Source organism: Aliikangiella coralliicola (assembly GCF_007004725.1).
Lineage (GTDB): Bacteria > Pseudomonadota > Gammaproteobacteria > Enterobacterales > Kangiellaceae > Aliikangiella > Aliikangiella coralliicola.
On sequence record NZ_ML660165.1, the window covers coordinates 538833 to 563962 of the forward strand.

The window sequence follows — 25130 nt, forward strand, 5'->3', positions numbered from 1 at the left end:
TAGCGGCTCAGGCAAAGCCGAAATCGCTACAACACTAATTAACAGCTCAAGGGACCAGTGCTTTTTCGCCGCGAGCAATAGCAACACAACCCGATCGAACAATTTCAATAATGTCGCTTTGCTTTTTGATCGAACGGATAAACGCGTTGAGCTTATCCTTTTTACCGGTTAGTTGAACGGTATAAAGCTGATTAGTGCTATCGACTATCTGACCTCTGAAAATATTCGCTGTGCGCACAATTTCTTCACGAGAATCAGGCGTTTTTGCGTTGAGTTTCACAAACATCAACTCTCTTTCAATATGCGAAATATCTGTCAGTTCCGATATTCTCAACACGTCTACCAACTTGTTAACCTGTTTGGTGATTTGTTCAATGACTTTGTGATCGCCGTTAGTCGCAATGGTAATTCGCGACAGACTTTTATCCTCTGTCGGCGCAACAGTCAGACTTTCAATATTAAAAGCTCGCTGAGAAAAAAGACCGACGATACGTGATAAAGAACCAGGTTCGTTTTCCAATAGAATGGATAAAATAGTCTGTTGCATCAGGCGTCTACTCCTTTGGAAAGCCACATATCATCAATTGCGCCAAATTTCTTTTGCATAGGGTAAACATGCTCATGTTCTTCTACTTCAATATTTAATAGTACTAAGCGATCTTTCATTGCCAGCGTTTTATCAATAGCAGCGTCCAATTCATCTGGCGATGTCACTTTAATACCCACGTGGCCGTATGCTTGTGCCAGCGCGACAAAATCGGGCAGCGAATCCATATACACATTGGAATGGCGCCCTTCATAATTAATATCCTGTAACTGCTTTACCATTCCAAGATTTTTGTTATTCAGCAAAATAATTTTTACCGGTAAGTTATATTGAAGGCAGGTGGAAAGTTCCTGAATGTTCATTTGAATTGAGCCGTCGCCGGTAATACACACCACATCGGCGTCCGGGTGCGCTAGCTTAACTCCCATTGCCGCAGGCAGGCCAAATCCCATGGTTCCAAGCCCTCCTGAATTGATCCATTGTTTCGGCCGCTGAAAAGGAAAATACAAAGCGGCGAACATCTGATGCTGACCAACATCGCTGGTCACAAATGCCTCTCCACCCGACGCTCGGTAAATCGATTGGATCACCTGCTGAGACTTAATCGTGTTCTCACTTTTTTGATAACTCAAACAGGCTCGATTTCGCCAACCTTGAATTTGCTCCCACCACGATTGATTAGCCTGAGGGTTCTGCCGCTGACTTTCAAAAACGCCGTTCTTGTTAAGACTTGCGAGCAGCTGCTCAAGTACGATTTCTATTGAACCAACTACAGGAATATGAGCATGAATATTTTTTGAAATGGACGTCGGATCAATATCAACATGAATAATTGTTGCATCTGGACAAAACTTACTGGTGTTGTTAGTAACCCGGTCATCAAAACGCGCACCCAACGCCAAAATGACATCGGCATTGGCCATTGTCTTGTTGGCTTCATAAGTACCATGCAAACCAAGCATGCCGACAAAATTCTGATGGGTTCCCGAAATTCCACCTAACCCCATCAAAGTGCTGGCTACCGGCGCATTCAGTTTTTCCGTCAACTCAAGCAACAACTCAGAGGCCTCGGATAGAATAACGCCGCCACCCGCATAGATTACAGGTCGTTTCGCATTGGCTAGCGCTTCTGTCACTTTTTTAATTTGTTTAGGGTGTCCTTTGGTGTTCGGGTTATACGAACGGATCTTAATTTGCTTCGGCATATGATAAGCGTGTTTTTCAGCAGCGCTCAGTTTATCTTTCGGCAAATCGACCACCACAGGGCCCGGCCTGCCTGATCTGGCCAGGTGAAACGCTTTGGCAATAGTTGCCGGAATTTCTTCTGAGTTGCGGCAACTATAACTATGCTTAACGATAGGGCGTGAACAACCCAACATATCTGTTTCCTGAAATGCATCATCGCCGATTAGATTCGTTGGTACCTGCCCGGATAACACAACCATTGGAATTGAATCCATATAAGCCGTGGCAATACCTGTTACGCAGTTAGTCGCACCAGGCCCGGAAGTCACCAGAACCACGCCTACTTCATTAGTACTGCGACTGTAGCCGTCTGCCATATGAGTCGCCGCTTGCTCGTGTCGAACCAGGATATGTTGTATATCATTTTGTCGCGATAAAGCATCATAAATATCTAACACTGAGCCGCCCGGATAGCCGAAAATATGTTTGACGTTCAAATCTTTAAGCGCTTTGATAACCAACTCTGCCCCAGAATAGCGAGCTTGATTATCCACATTTTCCACCACGTTTGAAAACGCGGCCTTTTCCGAAGTCGTGTTTTTTGGCGCGAGCTTTTCTCGCTGCAGCGAAACGGCCTCTTGCTTATGTGTAGAAATCATTTTGATCCTCGGTTATCAGTCAAAATCTTGTAAAACAAATTTAAAAATTGGCGCATTTGCCAAACCACCACAAATTTTCAATCAATAAAGTCCAGTCGATAATTCAGTCCATAAAAAAACCCTCGGTTCTTGCGAAGCGAGGGTTTTTGAATTAGTTGCTATTCATCCAGCCAACTCAAATCCCCGCAGAGAACAGAGGTTCACCACGACGACGAGGAGTTTGACAATGACTAGTTTTTGCATAATTTCCAATCTGTTACCGACTTAAACGTGTAGATAAACTTAATGCCTTTCAGTGAATATCTTCGATCCCCCAGCAACTCCTAACAACAAGTTTACGCTACGGAATTAAGGCACTGAAAGCCATATCAATTGCATTGGATTGTGGCTAGCTTGCCGAATAAGGTCAAGTAACTAAAAGCTATAAGGAGAAAATACCTGGATTTGACAATCATCTGAAGGATGATTAATCGAAGCAAAATTGCCTGATATACGCTTCGATTTTTGTACTGCACCGCAACAACCTGCTTTTTCTTTCATTTGCAACAGTGACACTTCTAACCATTTTTTGTACAAAGCTTAACCCATTGTTATCTGGTACGTTTTTACCACTTAATAATTTGTAAAACACCGGATTATTAATCCCCTACTAAAATCTCAATTTACTATAAAAATCAAAAGTTTAGTAAATGATTGCACCTCACTGGACAGAGGTCTAGCCTTAAATCCCCTGTTAACAAACCGGTTGTCTGCGTTGTACCGCTAGCAGGTTGGTGTGCAAAAACAAAAAAAGCACACCCGAAGTTGAAAATGAAATACCACGAAAGCTTTCGACTTAGGAGGAAACAACATTGAAATCACGAACAACCTTTAAATCAATTATCGCTATCGGATTACTATCCACTTCATTCAATGTCTTTGCAGAACTTGGGGACTATTCTTTCTGGCAAACGCTGGTTCACCTGTTTTCCCCACCAAAGGCAGATAACCCAGTAACCGAACAACAAGCTAACGCAAGCCAATATCCGTTGTTATCTAACGCGGGTAACTTTGAAGACGGATTCTCGCCGGGCGCTTACTTATCATGGCAAACGATTCAGTTGGATGCCGGCACGGGCGCAACTTGTGGTAATGGATCACCTTACAAGTTTTTTGTTAATCGAGTTGCTCACAGTAGTAACACAATAATTTATATGGAAGGCGGCGGCGCCTGTTGGGACTACGAAAGCTGCACTGGTCAAACAGGGATCCGCGGCGCTCGTAATCCTAATGGTATTCCCGACGACTATATGAGCCTGCTCAATCCCGGCTCTAGCCTGGTAAGCCCATTAGTGTTTCGACTACATCCATGGACTTCAGTAAAAAGCCAAAACTGGAATATGGTTTATGTTCCATACTGCACCGGTGATACTTATACCGGGGATAAAGTCGCACTCTATGAAGATCCCAGCGGCGAAAATGAACCACTGGTATGGCATCACAATGGCGTTAAAAACATGCGGGCGGTTATCGCCTGGCTAAAAAACAATTTGCAAAGACCAGCCCAAATGTTAGTTTCCGGCTGTAGCGCAGGTAGCACTGGAACTCTGGCGAACTATCACCCGATCCGTCGTGACATGGAACCCACTAAAGGCTTTTTGTTAGAAGATTCAGGGCCTGTTTACCCCGCACCAAAAGATGGAAATACTGACGACTATCCATCAATTCTTCTTCACAACAAAATTCGCGATGCCTGGGGACTCGACCAAAATGGCAATGGTCCAATTCCTTATTTGAGTAACGAATTAATGGCGCTGGATACCAATGATATGGGGACACTTTATCGCGGTCTGGCAGAACATTATCCTAATGACCGCATGGGTCAAACCCATTTCTGGCAAGATCTGAACTACTCGTCCTATTCTTATGAGCGCTTTTATGATGACATTGCGAATGAAACTAATCAGGAATTAAAGGAACAAAAAATTCATCAGCGTTGGCACAAGGACACCAATAACTTGATTGCGGAGTTAGAGAGCTACGATAACTGGGGTTACTTTTTCCCTTACTTTCGAGATGTCAACGAAAGTCACTGTACTACCATTATTGAATTCAACAACTCTGAAATTCAGGAAGATGGTTTAGAGCTTGATGACTTTGTTAATAATCTCATGAATGGTTCAGGTCCGGTGATGCAAGCTTCAGAAGAAGATACAGTGAGCGACTATGAGAAAGGATTCAACTTCCTTTACTGGCTACTCGATCAGCTTTTATAAAGCCGATTATTAATGTCACATTTGGTCTGAACTAATTCAACATAGCACTCTAATGAATTTTGGATAAGCTGTCTGATATTTGCAGGTTGGGTTACGCCAACCCAACCTGCAAAATAAATATTGTGATCAAATTTACTCCCACTCAATTAAGTTAAGAAAGAGCAGTTTTTAATTCAAATAGTTGCTATCGATATACCTGCTTTCGAAGCTCAGCCAATCGCTGTGCAAGGTATTGCTCGCGAGTTAATCCATCAGGATAAACATCCATTTCCATCACCTCTTTAACAATCTCTTTTTCCTTCTGTTTATAGGTTTTAAATTGAGGACTGGGATTATCGCGAAATTTTCTTTCTCTTTCAGCAGCGATCGCTTTATACTCATCGATAAGTACTTGGCCAATTTCTTTTGCTTGAGCCGAGTCTGGCGCGTGTTTGAGTAGTGCCAACTTCATCATCAAACTCTCTGCATTAGAAATTTTCTTCTGCTTTTCGAGCAGTTCGACTTCCTGGTTTAACTCAGCAAACTGATTTTGTTTAGTCACGTCATCCAGTTGTTCTGCGTCTTCAAAAAACTGACGAAACCGATCTCTTGTGTGAAAAAGTGACTGATAATCTTGATAGGCATCAATCAGTTTTTGATTATCTAAACTCAATTCGTTCAACGAACTAATACTGTTTTCTTTACCATCCAGCTTAGAAAGATTAGCTAGCGCAGCAGCGTCTTTGTTTATTGTGCCTTTGTTGACAACTGTTGGCTCTGTAGGCTTTTGATTAAATTGCCAATATCCAATCCCCAGGACAGCAAAAACAGCCGTCACAACAAGGGTTTTCTTTTGAGTTTTTTTTTGCATCGTATTCTCACCGGTTTAACGAAGGTTATTTCAAGAGAATTACAACTACTCGAGTGAAATTAAAAAGTGCCACCCCGTGTATCAATCAAATTAGTGTCGGGTTAATAATTAACAACCACCCTATCATACAAGTAAAAATCTGCAATCTTTTTTGGCGAATTTGAGCGAGGGGTATTATTCGATATTCAAGATCAAAAAAACTGGCAACTACTTTATCTCTGAGCCAGATAAAAAGAGTTCAATTTGACTTTGTAATTGCAGGCAAGCCTGTTCCAGGTGAGGCATTTTTTTTGTATAAGAATCACTTTTTTGCGCCTTTGCCAAATGTTCAATTTCCTCAGAAATAGAACTTACCTTGATTCCGCCAACATTTCCCGAAAGACCTTTTATCGTGTGGGCAAAAAACGAGACATTCTTATCATCTTCTTCACTGACTGCTAAACTTAATTTCTCTAAATACTTAGGCGCTTCCTTAATGTAAGAGGCCAATAAAACTTGAAGTATATTTTCCTTTCCCAATACTCTTTTTAATGCGCTCTGTTTGTCCCAGACACCGTTTGCTTTTTTGAGTTTTGGCTCACTATCGTCTCGATATTCATCATCAGCTTTTAACCCCTTGTACTCTTCGAGAGGTTCGTTATTGAATATTTGTAAAGACTCCTGCTGTTCCTTGCTGCCCATTTTGCTCTCCATTTGTTTAGCACTAAATCGTTCCATACTGCTTTCTATGCTTTCTCGTTGCTCCGCCGGTGTACATAACCAGTAATGTAAAGTAGCTAATAAGCGGCTCGGCTCTAATGGTTTGGATAAATAGTCATTCATGCCAGCTTGCAGGCATTTCTGCTTGTCACCTTCCATTGCATTAGCGGTCATTGCAACAATAACGATATCTTTGCCTTGTTCGCCCCCATCACCTGAGCGAATTAACTGGCTCGCCTGATAACCATCCATTTCAGGCATCTGGCAATCCATCAGAACTAATTGGTAAAAATCCACCCGGCTAGCAGAACTAAGTAAACTTAGCGCGTGAGCGCCATTTTCAGCAATATCTGAACTCAACCCAAACTCATCTAACATTCCTAAAACAACTTGTTGATTAACAAAGTTATCCTCAACAACTAGTATTTTTGCTTTAGTTTGCTTAACCGCCGCTAATTGAGTTTGATCTAAATTTTCATCGCTATCACTAACAACTTGTTGAGCGGCTGATTGCGGCGTACTACCACTAATGTCTTCGCTTTCAATATTTTTTTCGACAGAACTTGCTACCACGTTAGTGAGATTAATAATTGCATTGGTCGCACTCAATAATGATCCAGTTACAGCCGGCTTGGGAAAGTGATAACAATAACCTCGATCAGAAAAATACTTTGAATTATATGAATGAGCCAGATCGGTCATAATAACCATCTTCATCGGTTTATTATTCTGTTCAGCCATCATCAGTTCGCCAAGTTCAATGCCGTTAACCGAGGATAAGCCCATGCTGATAAAAGCTGCGTCAAACGGTTTACTAGTGTCACAATCCGTTATTGCACTTGTTTTAGCTGGAAGAGAATGTTGTTTACATAAGTTAAGCGCCTCACGACTACTTTTTGCACCGAATGCTTGCGCTCCCCAATTTCTTAATTGCTTACAAATCACTTCCCGACTATCCAAATTTTCGTCAACAACCAAAATTTTTAACTTAGTAATATTCTCTTCAGGAATTAATGGTATTGCATCTTCACTGGCATAAAGCTCTACTGAAAATTCAAATTGGCTGCCGCGTCCTGGTTGGCTGTTGACGTGAATTTCTCCGCCCATTAGCTCGCATAGTTTATTACTAATTGATAACCCTAACCCGGTACCCCCAAACTCCCGAGTCGTTGATGCATCCACCTGGGTAAAAGCGTCAAATAATGTTTCAACTTTGTCAGCCTCAATCCCTACTCCGGTATCAATTACAACACAACTGAACAGCAAACTTTCTTCTTTCAAGCTATCAAGACTAGCACGGATAACCACTTGGCCTTCCGAGGTAAACTTCACGGCATTGCCGATAAGGTTGGTTAGAATCTGACGTAACCGGTTAGGATCTCCTTTTACTTTTGATACTTTAATTTCCGTTAAATCAGCAACCAACACAACGCCTTTGTCTTCAGCTCTTAGTGCCATCGCCTCTGCAAGTTCCCCTAACATTTTAACCAGGTCGAAACTAATCACTTCAAGTTCCATTTTTCCAGCTTCAACTTTAGAAAAATCCAAAATATCGTTAATTAAAGCAAGCAATGATTGTGCACTGGATTTAGCTAAACTAGCTTTATGTCTTTGGGTGTCTGTCAGCTCAGTTTTTAACAATAATCGTAGCATGCCAAGTACACCGTTCATCGGCGTTCTGATTTCATGAGACATGTTTGCAAGAAACTCAGACTTGGCCTGATTCGCCAATTTCAATTCTTTAACACTAGTTGCAACATGCTTTTCAAGATTTTCAACAAGCTCAAAGAAAAACTGATTAAACCGTCCAAGCACGACGATAAAAATGGCCGCTAAGAAACAGAAAGAGAGAGCAAATGCTAACCAGGAAGACCAGGCCATATTGTATAAATTGAAGTCTGTCTGAAAAGTAATTTTTTCTGTCGACACCAAAAATAACATGGTTAAGATTATCATCAGAGAAATACAGAAAAACACAAATCCTGCTCGCTTGCCGAACAAAATCGTGGATATGATGACTGAACCGAGCAAAAAAGGAATGCCGTTTCCAGTTAAACCAAATTTAAAAGTTCCCGCAATACCAACAATTAGGAATGCACCCATAATCATACCTGCGCGTAACGGGAGTGGAATTTTTTTTCTGAAAAGTGTCGTACTAATAATGGCAGTGACAACCAGAATATGAACCGTCATAATCGGTAGATAGCCAAGATCTCGAATTCGTAATAACGAACCGATTAACGCCGGAATCGCGACAATACTGAATATCACAAGAATTAAATTAACCAGGCTGCTTTTTAGTTTAATGACAGATAATCGCCTGGCATCAATTAATTCTTGTTTGTTCATAAAACTCTTGGTAAACAGTGATGAAGTTTGGTTGGCTAAGTGACTAGTATAGCTCAAAAAAGCTAAAAAAGAGTTTCCTCCTCCTTGCCCTAAATCATCTCAACTCCTTCAATTTTGCGCAAAATTACCTGCGAACATTTTTTGGAGACGAATAATTAAACGAGATAACCTCAACAGCGAGCATTCTATTGAACCACTGAAACAGCTTTTATCTGTGCAAAAACCTTTTGCGCCGGTCGTAAATTGAGTATCACGCGAGAATAGTCAGAAATCTTGGCTAACAATTCGGTGTTATTGAGTGACAAGCGAACCATACACTGTCCATTTCCTGTAGCGTCACCGATTTCAATGACTTGGCACTCGAAAACATTCAAAACGCTGGTTTGTTGTGGCTTCTGTAAGGTAATGCTGATATCCCTGGCATTTAAGTGAAGTCTAATTAACTGCTCATCACTAACATTTTGTCTTGGCATATAAATAGTATGTCCATCAATTTTTACTTCGGTCAGACAATATTCATTGCAAGCGCTAATGACTTGTCCAAATAACAATGTAAAGGGTTCATCAGCCATCATGTCTTGAAGAATATGATCAGAGAGTACTCGTTTGATGTCACCATGCTTAACAATTTTCCCTCGTTCCAAAACGACGATATAAGTCGCCAGGCGAGTCACTTCTTCAACACTATGACTCACGTACAAAATGGGAATAGACAATTCTCTATGTAGATTTTCGAGATATTCCATTACCTCTTGTTTACGCTTGCGATCTAAAGAAGCCAGTGGTTCGTCCATTAGTAGTATTTCTGGCTTCATCATCAAAGCTCTGGCAATAGCGACTCGTTGTTTTTCTCCACCGGATAATAAAGCAGCATTATTCGAAAGCAATTGAGAAATTCCCATTAACTCGACAATACGTTCAAACTCTTCTTGATTAACACCTGAGTGCGCCCGCTTTCTACCATAATTTAAATTTTCCAACACATTCAAGTGTTCAAATAATGCAGACTCTTGAAAAACATATCCAATGGGTCTTTGATGAACCGGTAAAAATTGGTCAGCTGATTGCCATTGTTGCTCTCCAAATTTCAGCTGGCCGCCCGCAATTTTTTCAAGGCCAGCAATACAGCGCAGTAAGGTCGTTTTGCCGGCCCCTGACTGTCCAAATACAGCAGTAATACCGCTAACAGGTATATTTAGTTCAATATCAAAATAAAAATTTGGATTTCGAAAACTAAACTTTGCTGAGATATTATTGTTATTCAAATCATTTACTCTATATTTAAATTTCTCGTACTTATTATTAATTTTTATCAGTCAACTCTAATAAAATCCTTTGAGCTTCGATTTGCAAAAGCGCTTTTTTATTCAGTTAGTTTTCGTTATTAAATACTCTTTTAACGATATAACTTTAAACCTGAAACCCTACACCTTAATTCTTTAATCTTGAAACATCGAGCTAAACGCCGATTATCTTGCTGGTACTCTTTTTATTGTTAAACAGGTATACCATCGTTAATACAATAAACGAAAAAATAATCATACCAGCAGACAACCAGTGGGCTTGAGTATATTCCATTGCCTCAACATGATCATAAATTTGAACCGATATCACACGAGTGACTTCGGGAATATTCCCGCCAACCATCAAAACAACGCCGAATTCTCCGACAGTATGGGCGAAACCCAAAATCGTCGCCGTGATAAACCCTGGCCTCGCAAGTGGCACCACGATAGAAAAAAAACGATCCCAGGGACCTGCGCGCAAAGTTGCAGCAGCTTCTAACGGCTTCTCTCCGATAGCCTCTATAGCATTTTGAATTGGCTGAACAACGAAAGGCAGCGAATAAAAAATTGAAGCGATGACAAGCCCCCAAAAAGTAAAAGGTAATGTGCCAATTCCCAAGGCCGTAGTAAACTTACCAATAGGACCATTGGGCCCCATAGCTAACAATAAATAAAAGCCCAGAACCGTCGGAGGCAACACCAGCGGGAGTGCAACGATAGCACCGATCGGTCCCTTCCAAAAAGATCGCGTGCGGGCCAACCACCATGCTAAAGGGGTTCCTAAGATAAGTAACAGCGCGGTGGTCACACTCGCAATCTTGATGGTTAGCCAGATAGCACTCAGATCGCCTTCTGTAAATCCCACTAGTAGACTCCTTCGTTATTATTTTTCACTTTATCGCGCTTCATCAAATGATGGACTGGTTGAGCGCTATTTGTTTGCATTGCTTTGTAACCATACGCATGAATGATGTGAGTAGCACGAGTGGTGCGCAAAAACTTCAAAAATTCGCTAGCAGTTGAGTTTGCCTTCGCTCGCTTTAATATAACAGCGTCTTGAAAAATTGGCTGATGTAGCTCGCCTGGAACCCGCCAAAAAGAACCAGAGCGGTGCTTTGCCTCTCCAGATTCAGACATGCCAATCACCTGGGAAAGCGCTAAAAAGCCTACTTGAGCATTACCCGACGCGACAAATTGATAAGTTTGTGCGATATTTTCACCATAAACCAATTTATTCTTAACGCTTTCATAAAGATTAAGACTGTCTAAAACTTGTTTTGCCGCCAACCCATAAGGTGCTAACTTAGGATTAGCCAACGCGAGCTTTTTAACAACATTTGACTGAATAGTTTTTGCACCGTTAAACGATAACCCAGCTTGATTTGACCAAAGCACTAACTCCCCCTGAGCGTAGGTAAACCGACTACCCTTCACTACCAGCCCTGCTTGCTCTAGCGCGGCGGGTTTATGTTGATCCGCAGACAGAAAAACATCAAATGGTGCCCCGTTTTTTATCTGCGCAAAAATTTTGCCGGAAGAGCCAGGTATTAATCTTACTTTTCGACCACTCTGTTTTTCAAACTTGTTCGATATCACTTTAAGCGGCGCATAAAAATTAGCTGCGACAGCGACATTGATAGCTTCGTTATCGATAGTTTCGTTATTAATAGCCACACGATTAATACTCACACCGTCGTCAGCGCTGCCCCCTCGCAACGCGGGTGAATATCCAAGTATCCCAACCAACAACATCAGCTGACAAAGAAAAAAACCACCATTAGCAATAAAGCGATGAATCATTTGTGTAAAGGTTCTCGTTTATATGATTATCAGTATTCGATGCAAGATTAAAACTATTGGGGTTCAGGCTGAGCTTTGTTTACCCCCGCACCTATTTAAAGTATAAGCTAAATCAATTTTGAATGATTGAATTGATTTCGATCATATTAGACAGTTTGAAGACTTCTTCAACTTCGCAAATACCAGTAGCACCAACTCAAATATCGCCAAAATTCAACGAACAGAAAGAAGCCCGGTTCAAAGCGTTCTACCTTGCTTAACCCACTAAAGCGACTATGCTTAAACAACTAGTTGTCTTCGATAATACACCGATTTATCTCATTTATGAAAACTTCGAATATTGCTCGTAATACTCCGGGCAAAATTCGTAGATAGCTTTAAGGAAAAAGAATGCTTTTTGCGGTTAAAATTCGCGCACTAATTCTCGTTGTTACAGTGACTAGCCTTCCTTTTGTGCTAAATCTTCTGGGTGCCGACTTTTCTTCCAAATCAGCTACCGGCACTTTGCATCATGTCCTGATGGAATGGAGTGCCGTCAGTATCGCTGTTATTGCCGCATTAGTTTCATTTTTACACTTTTATCGGTATAGAGACATTACCGTTCCAATCATTGGAATGGCATTTTTTTGCGCCGGTCTGATTGACGCCTTTCATACTCTGGCAGCAACCGGCATTATCAATTTAAGTGCCTCAAATAGTGACTTCATCCCTTTCACCTGGGCATTTTCCCGTATATTTAACGCAGCAATCATCATTATTGGGATTGGTATCAGTATTTGGATGGTCTATAAACAACCACTGACAAATTCGCGACCTTCATCAAATAGAAACCAAATAACTCAACTGGCGGTCATTAGTCTTCTCTTTATTTCAATCGCAATTATCGCTGTATTTCTCACGTCGACCAGCGCACAACTTCCTAAGACAACTTTTCCTGCTGCTCTGATTATCCGTCCTTTCGACGTCCTACCGCTGGCGATGTTTTTATTGACCGCTGCGCTCGCCTGGAATTGGTATCGCCAACGCCCAGAGATAATCAAATATGCACTACTACTCAGCCTTGTTCCCCAAACAGTAACTCAACTGCATATGAGTTTCGGGTCTACAGAAATATTTGATAATCACTTTAATATTGCACATATGCTCAAAATTATCGCTTATTTCTGTATTCTTTTTGGTGTGCTTTTTGACTTGTTTCAGCGTGAATTGAGTTCTCGGAATTCGAAAGAAGAAGTCCTTGTCACCGACTCTTCACCGGAACTTGAAGGCCTGGTCAAAACCGGACAAGCAACGCGCCCTCAAGCCATCACTATTCCCGCCGCTTCCTTTGTATTGGCAATTGTTGTTTCGTTGTTAGTCGGTGGCATTTTCTATCTGGACACAGAACGATTGGTTCGCAGTCAAGAAATTGAAGAACTTAAAATCGAATCACAATTAGTTGAGCCACTACTTTCAAATTTTTACAAGCAGGCCTACGGCGATGTGCTGTTTTTAAGCAGAACTCCAGCAATTCAAGAATTCATTCAATCTGAAAATCAAAATGATGAAATCAACCGTGCGCTTTGGCAAAGCAGAATTGAGCAAATATTTAGCGAGATTCTGGATAATAAACCAAATTATTTCAAAATTCGTTATATCGGTGTTGACAATGATGGATTGGAACTAGTCAATGTTTACCGCGAAGAAGAAGCGATTATTAGAGTACGGAAAAGCGAACTACAGCAAAAAAGTGAAAGAACTTATTTTAAGGATATGCTCACATTATCTGACGGTAACGTTTATTTTTCACGTATAGAGCTGAATCAGGAACATGGGAAAATATCAACGCCACACCAACCAGTACTTCGCATTGGCACACCTATATTTGATCAGAGTAATAATGAGCTCTTCGGTTTTCTAGTCATTAGCGCCGACTTTGGTTTTTTTAGAGCAAACTTGCTAAAAACCAGTTTACAAAATATCAACTTCTACCTCTCTAATCAAAGCGGTGATTATCTTATTCACCCAGACAACTCAAAAACATTTGGCTTTGACCTTGGGGAACGTCACCTGATGCAAGAGGAGTTTCCTCCACTGAAAGATATTTTTAACAAGCAAGTCACTCAACTTGAAATGACAGATGAGTTAAGCTTCTTTGAAAATACAAAGCAAACACCGAATGGCTTTTATCGACTAGTTCAATTACCTTTTCTTGAGAAACAGAATAACTTACATCTCCTACTCACCTTCGACCATGAAGTGCTACAGCAGCAACTTGCTGACTTTCGCAATCGTAGCTTCATCGTCGGTCTTGGTCTTGCAATTATCGCGCTCGCTTTAGCAGTATTTGGTTCCAGGCGAATAACTGCACCTCTTCTACAAACTACCTCAGCCTTAGAGCATTTCGAGCGCCATGGAGAACTTTTACCACTACCAATTAACTCCAAAGATGAAATCGGTGTGCTCGCTCGAAATTTTCATAACATGCTGACCCTTAGAAAAGCGAGAGATAGGGAACTGGCAGAACAAAAATTTGCACTCGATCAACATGCAATTGTTGCGGTTACCGATGTGAAAGGAAATATTACCTTTGCCAACGAGAAGTTCGCTGAAATTAGTGGCTACACCGTTGAGGAGCTCGTAGGCCAAAACCACCGAATTGTAAATTCTGGTTACCATGACACACAATTTTGGCAAGACATGTACACAACAATTGCAAATGGAAAAGTCTGGCATGGTGAATTTAAAAACCGCGCGAAACTCGGAAACATATACTGGGTTGACACAACAATTGTGCCATTTCTAGGTCCAAACGGAAAACCACAAAGTTATATTGCAATTCGCACCGATATTACTGAAAGAAAACAGATGGAGTTAGAACTTGCGGAAAAATCGAAACACTTAGAATTAGTCATCGATTCCACGGCAGTTGGAGTTTGGGATTGGCAAGTTCAAACCGGCGAAGTTTTATTCAATCAACGCTGGGCGGAAATAATTGGTTATCAATTGCAAGAGTTGGAGCCGACCGATATTAATACCTGGATAAATCACTGTCATCCAGAGGACCTAATAGAATCAGGAAAACTCCTGGAAAAACATTGGAGCGGCGAAAGCCAGCGCTATGTGTTTGAAGCTAGAATGAAACATAAATCCGGTGACTGGGTTTGGGTATTGGACACAGGAAAAGTTGTTGAATGGCACGCAGATGGTAAACCGAAACGAATGATTGGAACACATCTGGATATTACTGAGCGTAAAAATGCAGAACTGGCAATTAGTGAAACTATGGCGCTACTGGAATCGACAATTGAGTCAACAGATAATGCGATTTTGGTCACCAGTACAGAAGGGAAAATACTAAGAACAAACAGCCGTTTTGTTTCACTTTGGGATATACCTGATAAACCTGCAAAAGTTTTAGACGAAAGTAGCGTAGTAAAAACCATTTCTCAGTATTTAAAGAAACCAGAAATTCTGACAAAAAACCTAGAGTCATTTAAACAAGATAAGTTTGCCGAATCAACTGAAATGTTGGTCCTTACAGATGGGAGAATTATCGAAAAGATTTCTCAGCCCATGCTGATGAATAAAACGCCAATTGGCCGAGTGTGGAGCTTTAGAGACGTAACCCAACGAATGATTACTCAGCAACAGCAAAAGCAACTATTGGAGTCAACCCAGGTAAAGTTGAATATCACTTCGGCGCTTAATCAAAACAAACCGCTTTCACAAAGGCTCGATAATGTACTCAGCACTATATTAACTATCGAAGGAATGAAATCCAAGGGTGGGATTTATCTATACGATGAAAAAACCAGGGTTCTTCAGTTACTTTGCTATTGCGGCGAGCTTAGCATCGATTTTCTAAAAGAGGAATCGACCATTGAAATTGGACAAGGAATTTGTGGCGGTGTCGCAGAAACAGGTCAGTTATTAATTTGCGACAGTGTGTTTGATGACGAGCGAGTCATGACTAAATGGTCAGAACTGGAAGACTGCGGCCTTTATATTTTGCCAATGAACAACAGAACGGAAAGAAGGCATAATGTTTTGGGTATCGTGGTGTTAGCCAGTGAAAAAAAACCAGATAAAAGTTATGAACGCCTGACACTTTTGAAGGAAATTGGCGACATTCTTTCGATTAATATACTCAATGAAAATGTCAATCAGCAACTTGAAATAGCTCGCCACGAAGCCGAAGAGTCTAGCCGGTTAAAAAGCGAATTTCTCGCCAGTATGAGTCATGAAATACGCACTCCAATGAATGGCGTCCTTGGTATGCTAGGTTTATTGCTTAATAGTCCACTTAACCAAGATCAAAAACATAAAGCTCACCTGGCACAGTCTAGCGCACAATCCTTACTAGCGCTGATCAATGACATTTTGGATTTTTCCAAAGTTGATGCAGGGAAATTAGAACTGGAAATTTTTGACTTTAATCTTCGGCAAATGCTTGATGAGTTTGCAGAGTCAATGGCTCACAGAGCACAAGACAAAGGGTTGGAACTCATTTTAGATATCACCAATGTTGAACACTCGCTAGTTACCGGAGATCCTGGTCGATTACGTCAGATATTAACCAACCTGGTGGGTAACTCAATCAAGTTTACCGAACAGGGCGAAATATTGATTAAAGCGAGTTTATCTCGCTCGTACGATAACAGACTGCAATTCGATTGCACGGTTAGTGATACAGGGATAGGCGTCCCTACCGAAAAACAAAAAACACTTTTCGCGCCATTTAGTCAAGCCGATGCCTCAACCACACGAAAATTTGGTGGTACTGGCCTTGGACTTTCTATTGTTAAAAAGCTTTGTGAATTAATGGGCGGAGATATCAGCGTTCACAGTGAGCCAGGTATTGGGAGCAGTTTTCAATTTATTATTTTTATGGGATTGAGCGGCCAGTCTGAAATCGTTTTACCTGAAATAGCAATCGATAAATTGGATATTTTAGTCGTCGATGACAACTCAACTAATCGTGAGGTATTACGCGGCCAACTAGAACATTGGGGCGCAGAGGTCTACGAAGCTGAAGATGGAAAAACCGCGCTCGCATTGTGTGAAGCTAGAGCAGCAAGTGACGAACAACGATTTTTTGATGCTGCTTTGTTAGATATGCAAATGCCTGAAATGGACGGCTCTGAGCTGGGGCAAAAGTTACAAGCAGACTCTCGATTTAGGCAAATGAAATTGATTATGATGACTTCAATGAGCCATCGCGGTGATGCGCAGCATTTTGCTAAATTAGGATTTCATGCTTACTTTCCAAAGCCCGCGACGACTTCAGATTTGTTCAGCGCACTGTCAGTTGTCATTGATGACGGCGAAGCGTTAGCTAAAGCGCAGCCACTAGTTACTCATCATTACTTGAAAACACTAAAAACAGGCGAGTCTAAAGAAACTTACCTGGAAAGCGAAAATCATCAATGGATAAAGCCATTCAGAATTCTTCTGGTCGAAGATAATCAAGTTAACCAAGAAGTTGCGCGTGGTATTTTAGGCGAATTCGGACTTAATGCTGACGTCGCCGGCAATGGATTAGAAGCGATTAATTTGCTTAAGACGGCGCCAGAAAATTCTCCTTACTCACTGATATTAATGGACTGTCAGATGCCTGAAATGGATGGTTATCAAGCTAGCAGAGTTATCCGAGATAGCCAAGCAGGCGAAGAAAATAAAGAAATAATAATAATCGCAATGACTGCCAATGCGATGAAAGGAGACAGAGAAAAGTGTCTTGCCGCTGGTATGGATGACTATATTAGTAAACCCGTTGAACCCAATGAGCTTTTCGAGAAGCTAGCTCATAGGTTTAGCGCGAATTCACGAAAAAAAATGGCTGCTGAGGCAATTAGTAACAAAACAGACTCAAAGTCGCAAGTTAGCGCAGAACCTGAGTTAGATAACTTGCCGCTTGATGAACTACCTTGCTGGGATAAACAAGCAGCGCTAAAGAGAGTGTTAGGAAAGCAACCATTACTAAAAAAATTAATGGCACTTTTTATTGAAGATATGCCAGGCAACATTCAGGATCTTAAAGAAGCGGTTGAAAGCGGCGACGCTGACAAAGTTCGTCATATTGCACATACGATCAAAGGCGCCGCCGGTAACATTAGTGGATTAAGATTACAGGAATCCGCGCGCTTATTAGAACTCGCTTGCAAAAAACAAAATAACAAAGAATGGCCGTTGTTAATGAATAATATCCAAACCAGCCATGAAGAACTACACCAGGTATTACAAGATAGTCGTTCAGAAGAGACTCATAATACACCACCAAGAAACAAAATAGTAACTAATAAAGAACTCGATAAGTTCTTGGAAAGTCTCGCTCAAAAACTAGAGTCCGGCAGTTATATTAGCAATGAAGAACTCTTGCCAATCAGTGAACCTTTCGAAGATGACAACATTCAATCAAAACTATCAAAACTGGTTAACTATGTTGATCAATTTGACACACATTCAGCGCTAGCCCTGGTTGATGATATCCGTTCGAATGTATTAGCAAACGAATCAGAAAATACTGACAAGGCAGATTAAATGACCATTCAGAATGATAGACTAACCATATTAATTGTTGACGATGTTGCAATTAACATTCAGGTACTAGCCAATTGCCTATCGGATGACTATCACATAAAAGTTGCCAATAATGGAGAGCAATGTCTTCAACTTGCTCAAACCTCTCCACTTCCAGATCTAATTTTACTCAATATTGAAATGCCAGGAATGGATGGTTATGAAGTTTGTTTAAACTTGAAAGCGATAGAGAGCACAAGTGATGTTCCGATAATTTTTGTGACAGCACATGATACTGAAGATGATGAGGAACAAGGATTAGCACTGGGAGCAGTTGATTATCTAACTAAGCCAATTCAACCGGCATTAGTCAAAGCGAGAATAAATGCCCACATGGAGTTAAAGCGACAGCGAGATCAATTGGCAAAAATGACTTTTAATGACGAATTAACGGAACTTTACAATCGGCATTATCTATTTGAAACTGGCAACCAACATGTGTCCAAAGCACTGCGGCACGGGCATTCACTCAGCCTTTTAATTGCGTGTCTCGATCATTTTGAGACTAGTGATCAGGTAGCTTTAAAAGAATTATTAAGATCCATAGCGAAACTATTCAGTGAAATCACACGCAATGAAGATGTTGTCGCCTATTTTGAAAAATGCAAATTTGCGATATTACTTGATCACTGCGAGCTACTTTCTGCGCAAAAAAAAGCTGAACACTTTCGGCAGAAAATCGCACGACTTGAGTTTAGAGGAAAATCGATCACAGCAAGCTTTGGTCTTGCCGAATTAAAACCAGAAGGAGAGCACTTTAACCTGTTATTGAAACGAGTGGAAATGGCACTTTACGACGCTCAAAACTCAGGAGGAAATTGTGTTATCTGCTCTGAAATATAACTTCTTTATTCTTTTTCGAGTAAATCGTAAAGGGCTTCAAGAATCACCCCTAACTCAGAGTCTAACGCACTAGTTTGCTCATTATTTTGAGTCAGGTTATCGGAGGTTCGGTCAGCCAAAACCATCAGCTTTTTTTCCTGATCTTCTTCAAGCCCCAAACCGAATAACATCGATTCTAACTCATTTAACATGGCCTCCATGGTTTTTATAACGGTTTCAGAATGTAAGTGTATTTTTTCACTCGTGAGTTTGATTTGTTTTTCGGCGAGAGATATTACTTGATTTAAAATATCCTTACGTTGACTGAGCATTGCGATTTTTGCATTAATGGTCGATAGCCTTCCATTAGCAATATCGGTTAGAACCGCTAAATGATCTTTAAGTCTGCCGTAACGGCTCTCGTCATCAAGTGGCATATTTTTGACTAACAAAACGAGATTATCGCTACGAATAATCGTGCGGATCCCTAAATTTGTTACTCTCTCTTCGCAACTCAAAAACTTTTCAAGTAGCCGTGCTTCTAAACTACCAGCTTGGCACCCAACATATACAGACTCTTCTCCTGTCACTAAAGCACAAGAATTTAAGCTGAATTCTTGTGCCATCGCCAGAATTGCAGTGCCAACCGCTTCTAATGTATTTTGCTCTTCTACTTTTTTAACAAATTGAATAATTTGACCGAGTTCGCTGCTGGAAGTCATTGCCTCCATAGCGACGTTCATTGCCATGCTCGCTTCATTTTTTGCGTCAGCAATTTCTTGCTGGCGTGCCAAACGAAGCTCGACTTTCTTAAGTAATTCTTCACCGTCAACAGGTTTTGTTATGTAGTCATCAGCGCCGACTTCAAAACCGGCCAACCTTTCTTCGGTGCTATCTAATGCTGATACAAATATTACTGGTAATGCAGAAATTTCAGGGGTTTTACGAATTTCGGAACACACTTCATAACCACTCGTCTCAGGCATGTTAATATCAAGTAGAATTAAATCAGGACTTTCGTTCTGCAACAAATCAAGACAAGCTCTACCTGAGTCGACTTCATCAACCTGGTAACTATCTTCCAATAACATTTTTAATAACAACCGATTATCTACTGCATCGTCTACAACGAGTATTTTTTGTTGTTGCGACATTAAGTCACTCCTATCGAGTTATATTTTTCTAATTCCCTGGGATACTTCAATATGTTGACATCTAAAATATTGATATCTAAACGATTTGAGAGCAGACGTTATTTCTTCCGTTTTCCTTCGCCTGGTATACGGCACTGTCAGCTCTTGAAAGAAGTGCCTCAAATTTTTCTGACTTACTGGATAGTTCAGCAACGCCGATACTCACAGTTACCTCAATATCAAAAGGCCTGAGTTTAATGAGTGATTGGCGAATATTTTCTGCCTTTTCTTTGGCTTGGTCCATGTCGCAGTGAGGCATTAATATTACAAACTCCTCTCCACCAAAACGAGCAACACTATCTTCCTGACGACATTGCTTTTGAATAACTTTTGCGACGCTTTTTAATACTCTATCGCCAGTTTGGTGCCCGTATTGATCATTAATGACCTTAAAGTGATCAATGTCTAGCATCAACAGGCTTAAAGGAGACTGAAATCGTTGAGCTTCACTCACCTTTCGATTGGCGTCCTCTACCAGATAATGGCGGTTATAAGCGCCAGTTAACTGATCTCTCATCGCAAGATTTGTCAATTGATCTCGTTGGACTTTTAAAGTCACATGAGTATCAACTCTTGCTTCAAGTATAATCGGTCGAATTGGTTTAGCTACATAGTCAACCGCGCCTAGCGTTAAACCATATTCTTCGTCTTCTTCTTCATTTCTTCCGGTAACGAAAATAACCGGAATATCTCTTGTTAACTGACTTTCTTTTAACTTACGACAAACCTCATACCCGTCCATTTTTGGCATAACCACATCCAATAAAATGAGATCTGGCACTGGGTCCGATAAAGCAAGTTCAAGGCAACGCTCCCCATCAGTTGCAACTTTGAGCCGATATTTATCCTTCAGCAATGCAGCCGTCATTTGTATATTGGTAGCGCTATCGTCAACGATTAATATGACTGCTTTCTCGCTCATTAACTGTACTCGCTTACCTTATGAGTATGTCGATTGATTCGATATTGACCTTGACGAAGATAGTCCACCAAGAACAAGGACAGATGCCTCAACAAAGCAACTTAGCGCCCGAAAACAAGGGCTAAACCATTTTTACGAAATTTATTGAATATGAACTATTACTATTTGTAATTTAGTCCATTATGAGTATTTTGCCAGAGCGATTTGAGCTTCACTGAGATTTTTAAACCGAAATCACTAAAGAAGTATTGTGACTAACTATCAATAATGTATCGCTTAAGGTAAGTATTCGATGGGACCCCATTAATATTATCGCGTTATATTTATTTTTTTAATCAAAATTGAGTTTGCTTCTTGTAATAAATGCGAATATTAGGGTACTAATGATGTGAATATTACTATTTATCGCGGATTATTAACATTTATTAACAATCCATCTTTCGATAGACTTAATTTCGTCAATAGCCATTCTTTATAATAAATGGCTCCACACCATACTAATAATTGGAAGGCACTATGCGAGCATTAATGAAACTAGGGGTCGCACTGTTTTTGGCCGTTGCTTCACAGGCAATTTGGGCAAAAGCGAGCGATATCCCCGTAAAAGACTTTTTTAGAAACCCCGAATTTACAGGATTACAACTTTCTCCAGATGGTAAACACATCGCAGTTCTATCTCCTGTCAACAACCGTCGCAACATCGTTATTATGGATACTGATGGCCTCAAAAATATTCGTCCTATCACAGGGCTGAGTAAGCAGGACATCGGTGGTTTTTTCTGGGCAAACAATAAAGACATCGTTTTCACCATGGATAGTGACGGAAATGAGGCTTTCAGTATCTTCAAAGTTGATACGTCGCTAAAAAAACCTAAGATAATACAATTAGTTGGCGCTACAGCAGGTGCTTCTGGAATTCGTTCTGCAAGTACTGTCCACACGCTACCCGAAGATCCTGACCACATTATCGTCCAATTTAACCAACGCCGAGTTAAAGCACCGGATCTATACAAACTGAACCTGGACAGCCGCTGGAGTAATAAGCGTAAAAAGAATTCGAAAATGAAGCTTATCGCAAAAAACCCTGGTGATGTGCAAGGTTGGCTGGTTGATCACGACGGAGACGTAAGAGGCGCATTCTCAATCAATGGTCTCAAAGGTAAATTTCACTATAAAGCAAAGGGTGAGAAAGATTTCCGAGTAATCAGAGAGTTTAATGTTGAAGATGAAGGTATTTCACCACTAGCTTTTGACTACGATAATAAAACCATGTTCGTTAATTCGAATATTGGCAGAGACAAAAATGCTGTTTACAGGTATGACCCAGAAACCAACAAACTTGGTGACATGATTTTTGGTCACGAAATCGTTGATGTTGCTGGCCTGTGGATGTCAAGAAAGCAGAAGAAACTACTTGGAATCTCATATATTCATGAATACCCAGAAACTGTCTATTTTGATGATGCTACAGAGAAAATGATGAAAAAACTCCAGGATGCTTTTCCTGGAAAACGCGTTAACATTTCAAGCCAATCAAAAGATGAAATGTTAAATATCATCGTTGTCAGCAATGATAATGATCCGGGTAAATATTTTCTTTTTGACAGAAATAAAAACAACGTAATTCCACTAGTTCCTAGAATGGATTGGTTAAATCCTGATTATCTATCACCAATGAAGGCAATCAAATTTACCAGTCGCGATGGACTAACCATTCATGGCTACCTCACTATTCCGAAAGACTCTGATGGTAAAAACTTACCACTTATTGTTAATCCTCATGGTGGTCCTTATGGCGTTCGCGATACTTGGGGCTACAACTCTGAGCATCAGTTTTTTGCGAGTAGAGGTTACGCAACGGTTCAAGTAAACTTCCGTGGCTCTGGTGGATATGGACGTAATTTCCAGCAAGCTGGTTACGGCGGTAAATGGGGTGCAGAGATGCAACATGACCTCACTGACGCAGTCAAGTATCTTGTGAAAGAAGGCATAGCCGATCCAAAACGCGTTTGTATTTATGGTGCAAGCTATGGTGGTTACGCAACAATGGCCGGCCTGACTTTCACCCCGGATCTTTATAAGTGCGGAATTAACTATGTTGGTGTGACTGATGTAGGCTTACTTTTCACTTCTATGCCCAAACACTGGGAACCCGCGAAGGAGCAGTTGAAATTACGCATAGGTGATCCAGAAGATAAAGAACTAATGAACCGTATGTCTCCTTTAGCACACGTTGATAAAATCAAAGCACCGCTCATGATAGTGCAAGGTGCGAAAGATCCTCGTGTTGTTAAGCAACATGCAACTGATCTGAGAGATGCACTTGAAGATAGAGGGATAAAACTCAATGATGATGAATGGATTATGAAAAATGATGAAGGACACGGCTTCCGAAAAGAAGAGAATCGCATCGAGTTGTACACCAAAATGGAAAAATTCCTAGCGAAACATCTAAAATAAATCGTTAGTCAATTTTAGATTAAAAGCCAGTCAGGAGCAGTCCTCGCTGGCTTTTTTTTATTTACCAATATTTCAAACAATGTTAATAACCAGCATGTGGTTCATAATCCTTTAACGATGACACTATTTATTATTGCGCTTGTATCTTGTATTGCCTCTCTATTAACTTTCTTTTCCGGATTCGGCCTTGGCACACTACTGACCCCAGTGTTCGCCTTATTTTTTCCTGTTCAATTAGCAATTGCCGCCACAGCAATCGTTCACTTAGCTAATAATTTCTTTAAACTTGGGCTCATTTATAAACACATTCGTTGGGATTTATTTTTAAAGTTCTCTATACCAGCAGGAATTGCCGCATTATTAGGTGCATCAACACTCAGCTATTTAGGAGAGCTTCCAAAACTTTATGCTTATTCGATGTTTTCTAGCCAATATGAAATAACCCCTATCAAACTATTAGTTGGTGTCATTTTCATTATCTTTGCGTTTTCGGAACTTTCTAAAAAATTACAATCATTTAAGTTTAAAAAAAAGTACATTAGTTTAGGCGGACTATTGTCAGGTTTTTTTGGTGGTCTAACCGGTAATCAAGGCGCATTTAGAAGTGCATTTTTAATTAAGTTTTCGCTTCCCAAAAAAGAATTTATCGCAACTGGTGTCATTTCGTCATGTCTTGTTGATATTGCACGTATTTCCATTTACTTCAACACATTTGAAGCACTGCATTTCTCTAGTAACTTATCAATAACAATCCTAACTGCCACACTTTGCGCGTTTATCGGCGCAATAATTGGTCGCTTCTACCTAAATAAAATAACAATGAAAGGTATTCAACTTTGTGTTTCTCTCCTAATGATTTTTGTGGGTGTAGGCTTATCTGTTGGATTGATCTGAATGAATTTCATTTCTTCGGATAGCGTGTGATTAGTTCTAATCGTGTTGCCTTAACCCAAATTAATACCTGATTAGAGCTTTGCGATTTAGCAAACAAACCTTAATGAAATTCTATTATTAATGTGAAGTTTTCGGAATTATTCCTTCTAATTTTAACTTTACATGCTCTAATCGATAAGAGAGCTTCCTGAGCTTCCGCTGTCCTAGCTTCTTAACAAAAGCACTATAAACGTTGGTAAAAGTAGGGCCTCCCTTGTTCTCTCGATTGACCCACTTCATCGGTGCTAAGCCATTCACACAGCGACAACTCTTAATCAATCACGAGCTTTTTCCTACCAGCAATAAAAAAGCCCAACCTTTCGGCTGGGCTTTCTCCTAATTAAATACCTGACGTTAACCTACTTTCATTGGGTGATGCGGCACTCCGATGGTGCAACATCTCGCAGCCCCACACTATTAATAAAAAAACGGGCTTTTTCCTACCAGCAATAAAAAAAGCCCAACCTTTCGACTGGGCTTCTTCTTAATTAAATGCCTGGCGTTGACCTACTTTCACATGGGGAAGCCCCACACTATCATCGGCGCTAAACGTTTTCACTTCTGAGTTCGAGATGGATTCAGGTGGTTCCCGTTTGCTAATGTCACCAG

15 protein-coding genes and 1 rRNA gene are annotated in these 25130 nt (G+C 40.6%); 5 read left to right on the plus strand and 11 right to left on the minus strand.

Translation table 11 applies throughout. The features are described 5' to 3' along the window. Positions 1–46: 46 nt before the first annotated feature. The 3 genes from ilvN to FLL46_RS27855 all read right to left on the minus strand — a co-directional run bounded on the left by ilvN (position 47) and on the right by FLL46_RS27855 (position 2931). Positions 47–547, minus strand: coding sequence for an acetolactate synthase small subunit (gene ilvN, locus FLL46_RS15460; protein WP_142932227.1), 501 nt, complete (start codon positions 545–547; stop codon positions 47–49). Beyond that, positions 547–2391, minus strand: coding sequence for a biosynthetic-type acetolactate synthase large subunit (gene ilvB, locus FLL46_RS15465; RefSeq protein ID WP_142932228.1), 1845 nt, complete (start codon positions 2389–2391; stop codon positions 547–549). Before ilvB ends, ilvN begins: the two co-directional genes overlap by 1 nt. 414 nt (positions 2392–2805) lie before the next feature. Continuing rightward, a complete protein-coding gene (locus FLL46_RS27855) occupies positions 2806–2931 on the minus strand; it encodes a hypothetical protein (protein WP_281281971.1) in 126 nt (41 codons plus the stop codon). A 311-nt stretch (positions 2932–3242) separates the two neighbouring features. On the opposite strand from FLL46_RS27855, the gene FLL46_RS15470 reads away from it, so the two are divergent. Next, positions 3243–4646, plus strand: coding sequence for a pectin acetylesterase-family hydrolase (locus tag FLL46_RS15470; RefSeq protein WP_142932229.1), 1404 nt, complete (start codon positions 3243–3245; stop codon positions 4644–4646). Between the two features lie 184 nt (positions 4647–4830). Here the strand turns inward: FLL46_RS15470 and FLL46_RS15475 are convergent, their stop codons facing one another. From FLL46_RS15475 to modA, 5 genes are all read right to left on the minus strand, one after another. Beyond that, positions 4831–5496 (minus strand): hypothetical protein, encoded by a 666-nt coding sequence (locus FLL46_RS15475; RefSeq protein ID WP_142932230.1) that lies wholly within the window; start codon positions 5494–5496, stop codon positions 4831–4833. Between the two features lie 207 nt (positions 5497–5703). Beyond that, complete coding sequence (locus FLL46_RS15480; RefSeq protein WP_142932231.1) at positions 5704–8544, minus strand: response regulator; 2841 nt, start codon at positions 8542–8544, stop codon at positions 5704–5706. Positions 8545–8729: 185 nt separating this feature from the next. Further along, positions 8730–9809: a molybdenum ABC transporter ATP-binding protein gene (gene modC, locus FLL46_RS15485; protein ID WP_168204185.1), complete on the minus strand. Its 1080-nt coding sequence runs from the start codon at positions 9807–9809 to the stop codon at positions 8730–8732. Between the two features lie 193 nt (positions 9810–10002). Next, on the minus strand, positions 10003–10695 hold the full coding sequence (gene modB / locus FLL46_RS15490; protein WP_142932233.1) for a molybdate ABC transporter permease subunit: 693 nt from the start codon (positions 10693–10695) through the stop codon (positions 10003–10005). Further along, complete coding sequence (gene modA / locus FLL46_RS15495; protein WP_246119328.1) at positions 10695–11630, minus strand: molybdate ABC transporter substrate-binding protein; 936 nt, start codon at positions 11628–11630, stop codon at positions 10695–10697. The genes modB and modA overlap by 1 nt, the downstream gene beginning before the upstream one ends. Before the next feature lie 390 nt (positions 11631–12020). Here modA and FLL46_RS27425 point away from each other — a divergent pair, with 390 nt between their 5' ends. Together FLL46_RS27425 and FLL46_RS15515 are read left to right on the plus strand one after the other, a co-directional pair. Continuing rightward, a complete protein-coding gene (locus tag FLL46_RS27425; protein ID WP_210418719.1) occupies positions 12021–18152 on the plus strand; it encodes a response regulator in 6132 nt (2043 codons plus the stop codon). Further along, the gene (locus FLL46_RS15515; RefSeq protein WP_142932234.1) at positions 18153–19034 is read left to right on the plus strand and encodes a GGDEF domain-containing response regulator; all 882 of its coding nucleotides are present in this window, start codon (positions 18153–18155) and stop codon (positions 19032–19034) included. A gap of 5 nt (positions 19035–19039) precedes the next feature. On the opposite strand, the gene FLL46_RS15520 is transcribed toward FLL46_RS15515, so the two are convergent. Continuing rightward, positions 19040–20167, minus strand: coding sequence for a response regulator (locus FLL46_RS15520; protein WP_142932235.1), 1128 nt, complete (start codon positions 20165–20167; stop codon positions 19040–19042). A gap of 76 nt (positions 20168–20243) precedes the next feature. After that, a complete protein-coding gene (locus tag FLL46_RS15525) occupies positions 20244–21128 on the minus strand; it encodes a GGDEF domain-containing response regulator (protein WP_142932236.1) in 885 nt (294 codons plus the stop codon). 528 nt (positions 21129–21656) lie between these two features. Between FLL46_RS15525 and FLL46_RS15530 the strand changes: the two genes are divergently transcribed. Then, positions 21657–23588: a S9 family peptidase gene (locus FLL46_RS15530; RefSeq protein ID WP_168204186.1), complete on the plus strand. Its 1932-nt coding sequence runs from the start codon at positions 21657–21659 to the stop codon at positions 23586–23588. A 117-nt stretch (positions 23589–23705) separates the two neighbouring features. After that, entirely contained in the window at positions 23706–24482 is a 777-nt protein-coding gene (locus FLL46_RS15535; protein ID WP_142932238.1) for a sulfite exporter TauE/SafE family protein, read from the plus strand. 533 nt (positions 24483–25015) lie between these two features. Here the strand turns inward: FLL46_RS15535 and rrf are convergent. Beyond that, positions 25016–25130: ribosomal RNA gene (rrf, locus tag FLL46_RS15540) — 5S ribosomal RNA — on the minus strand.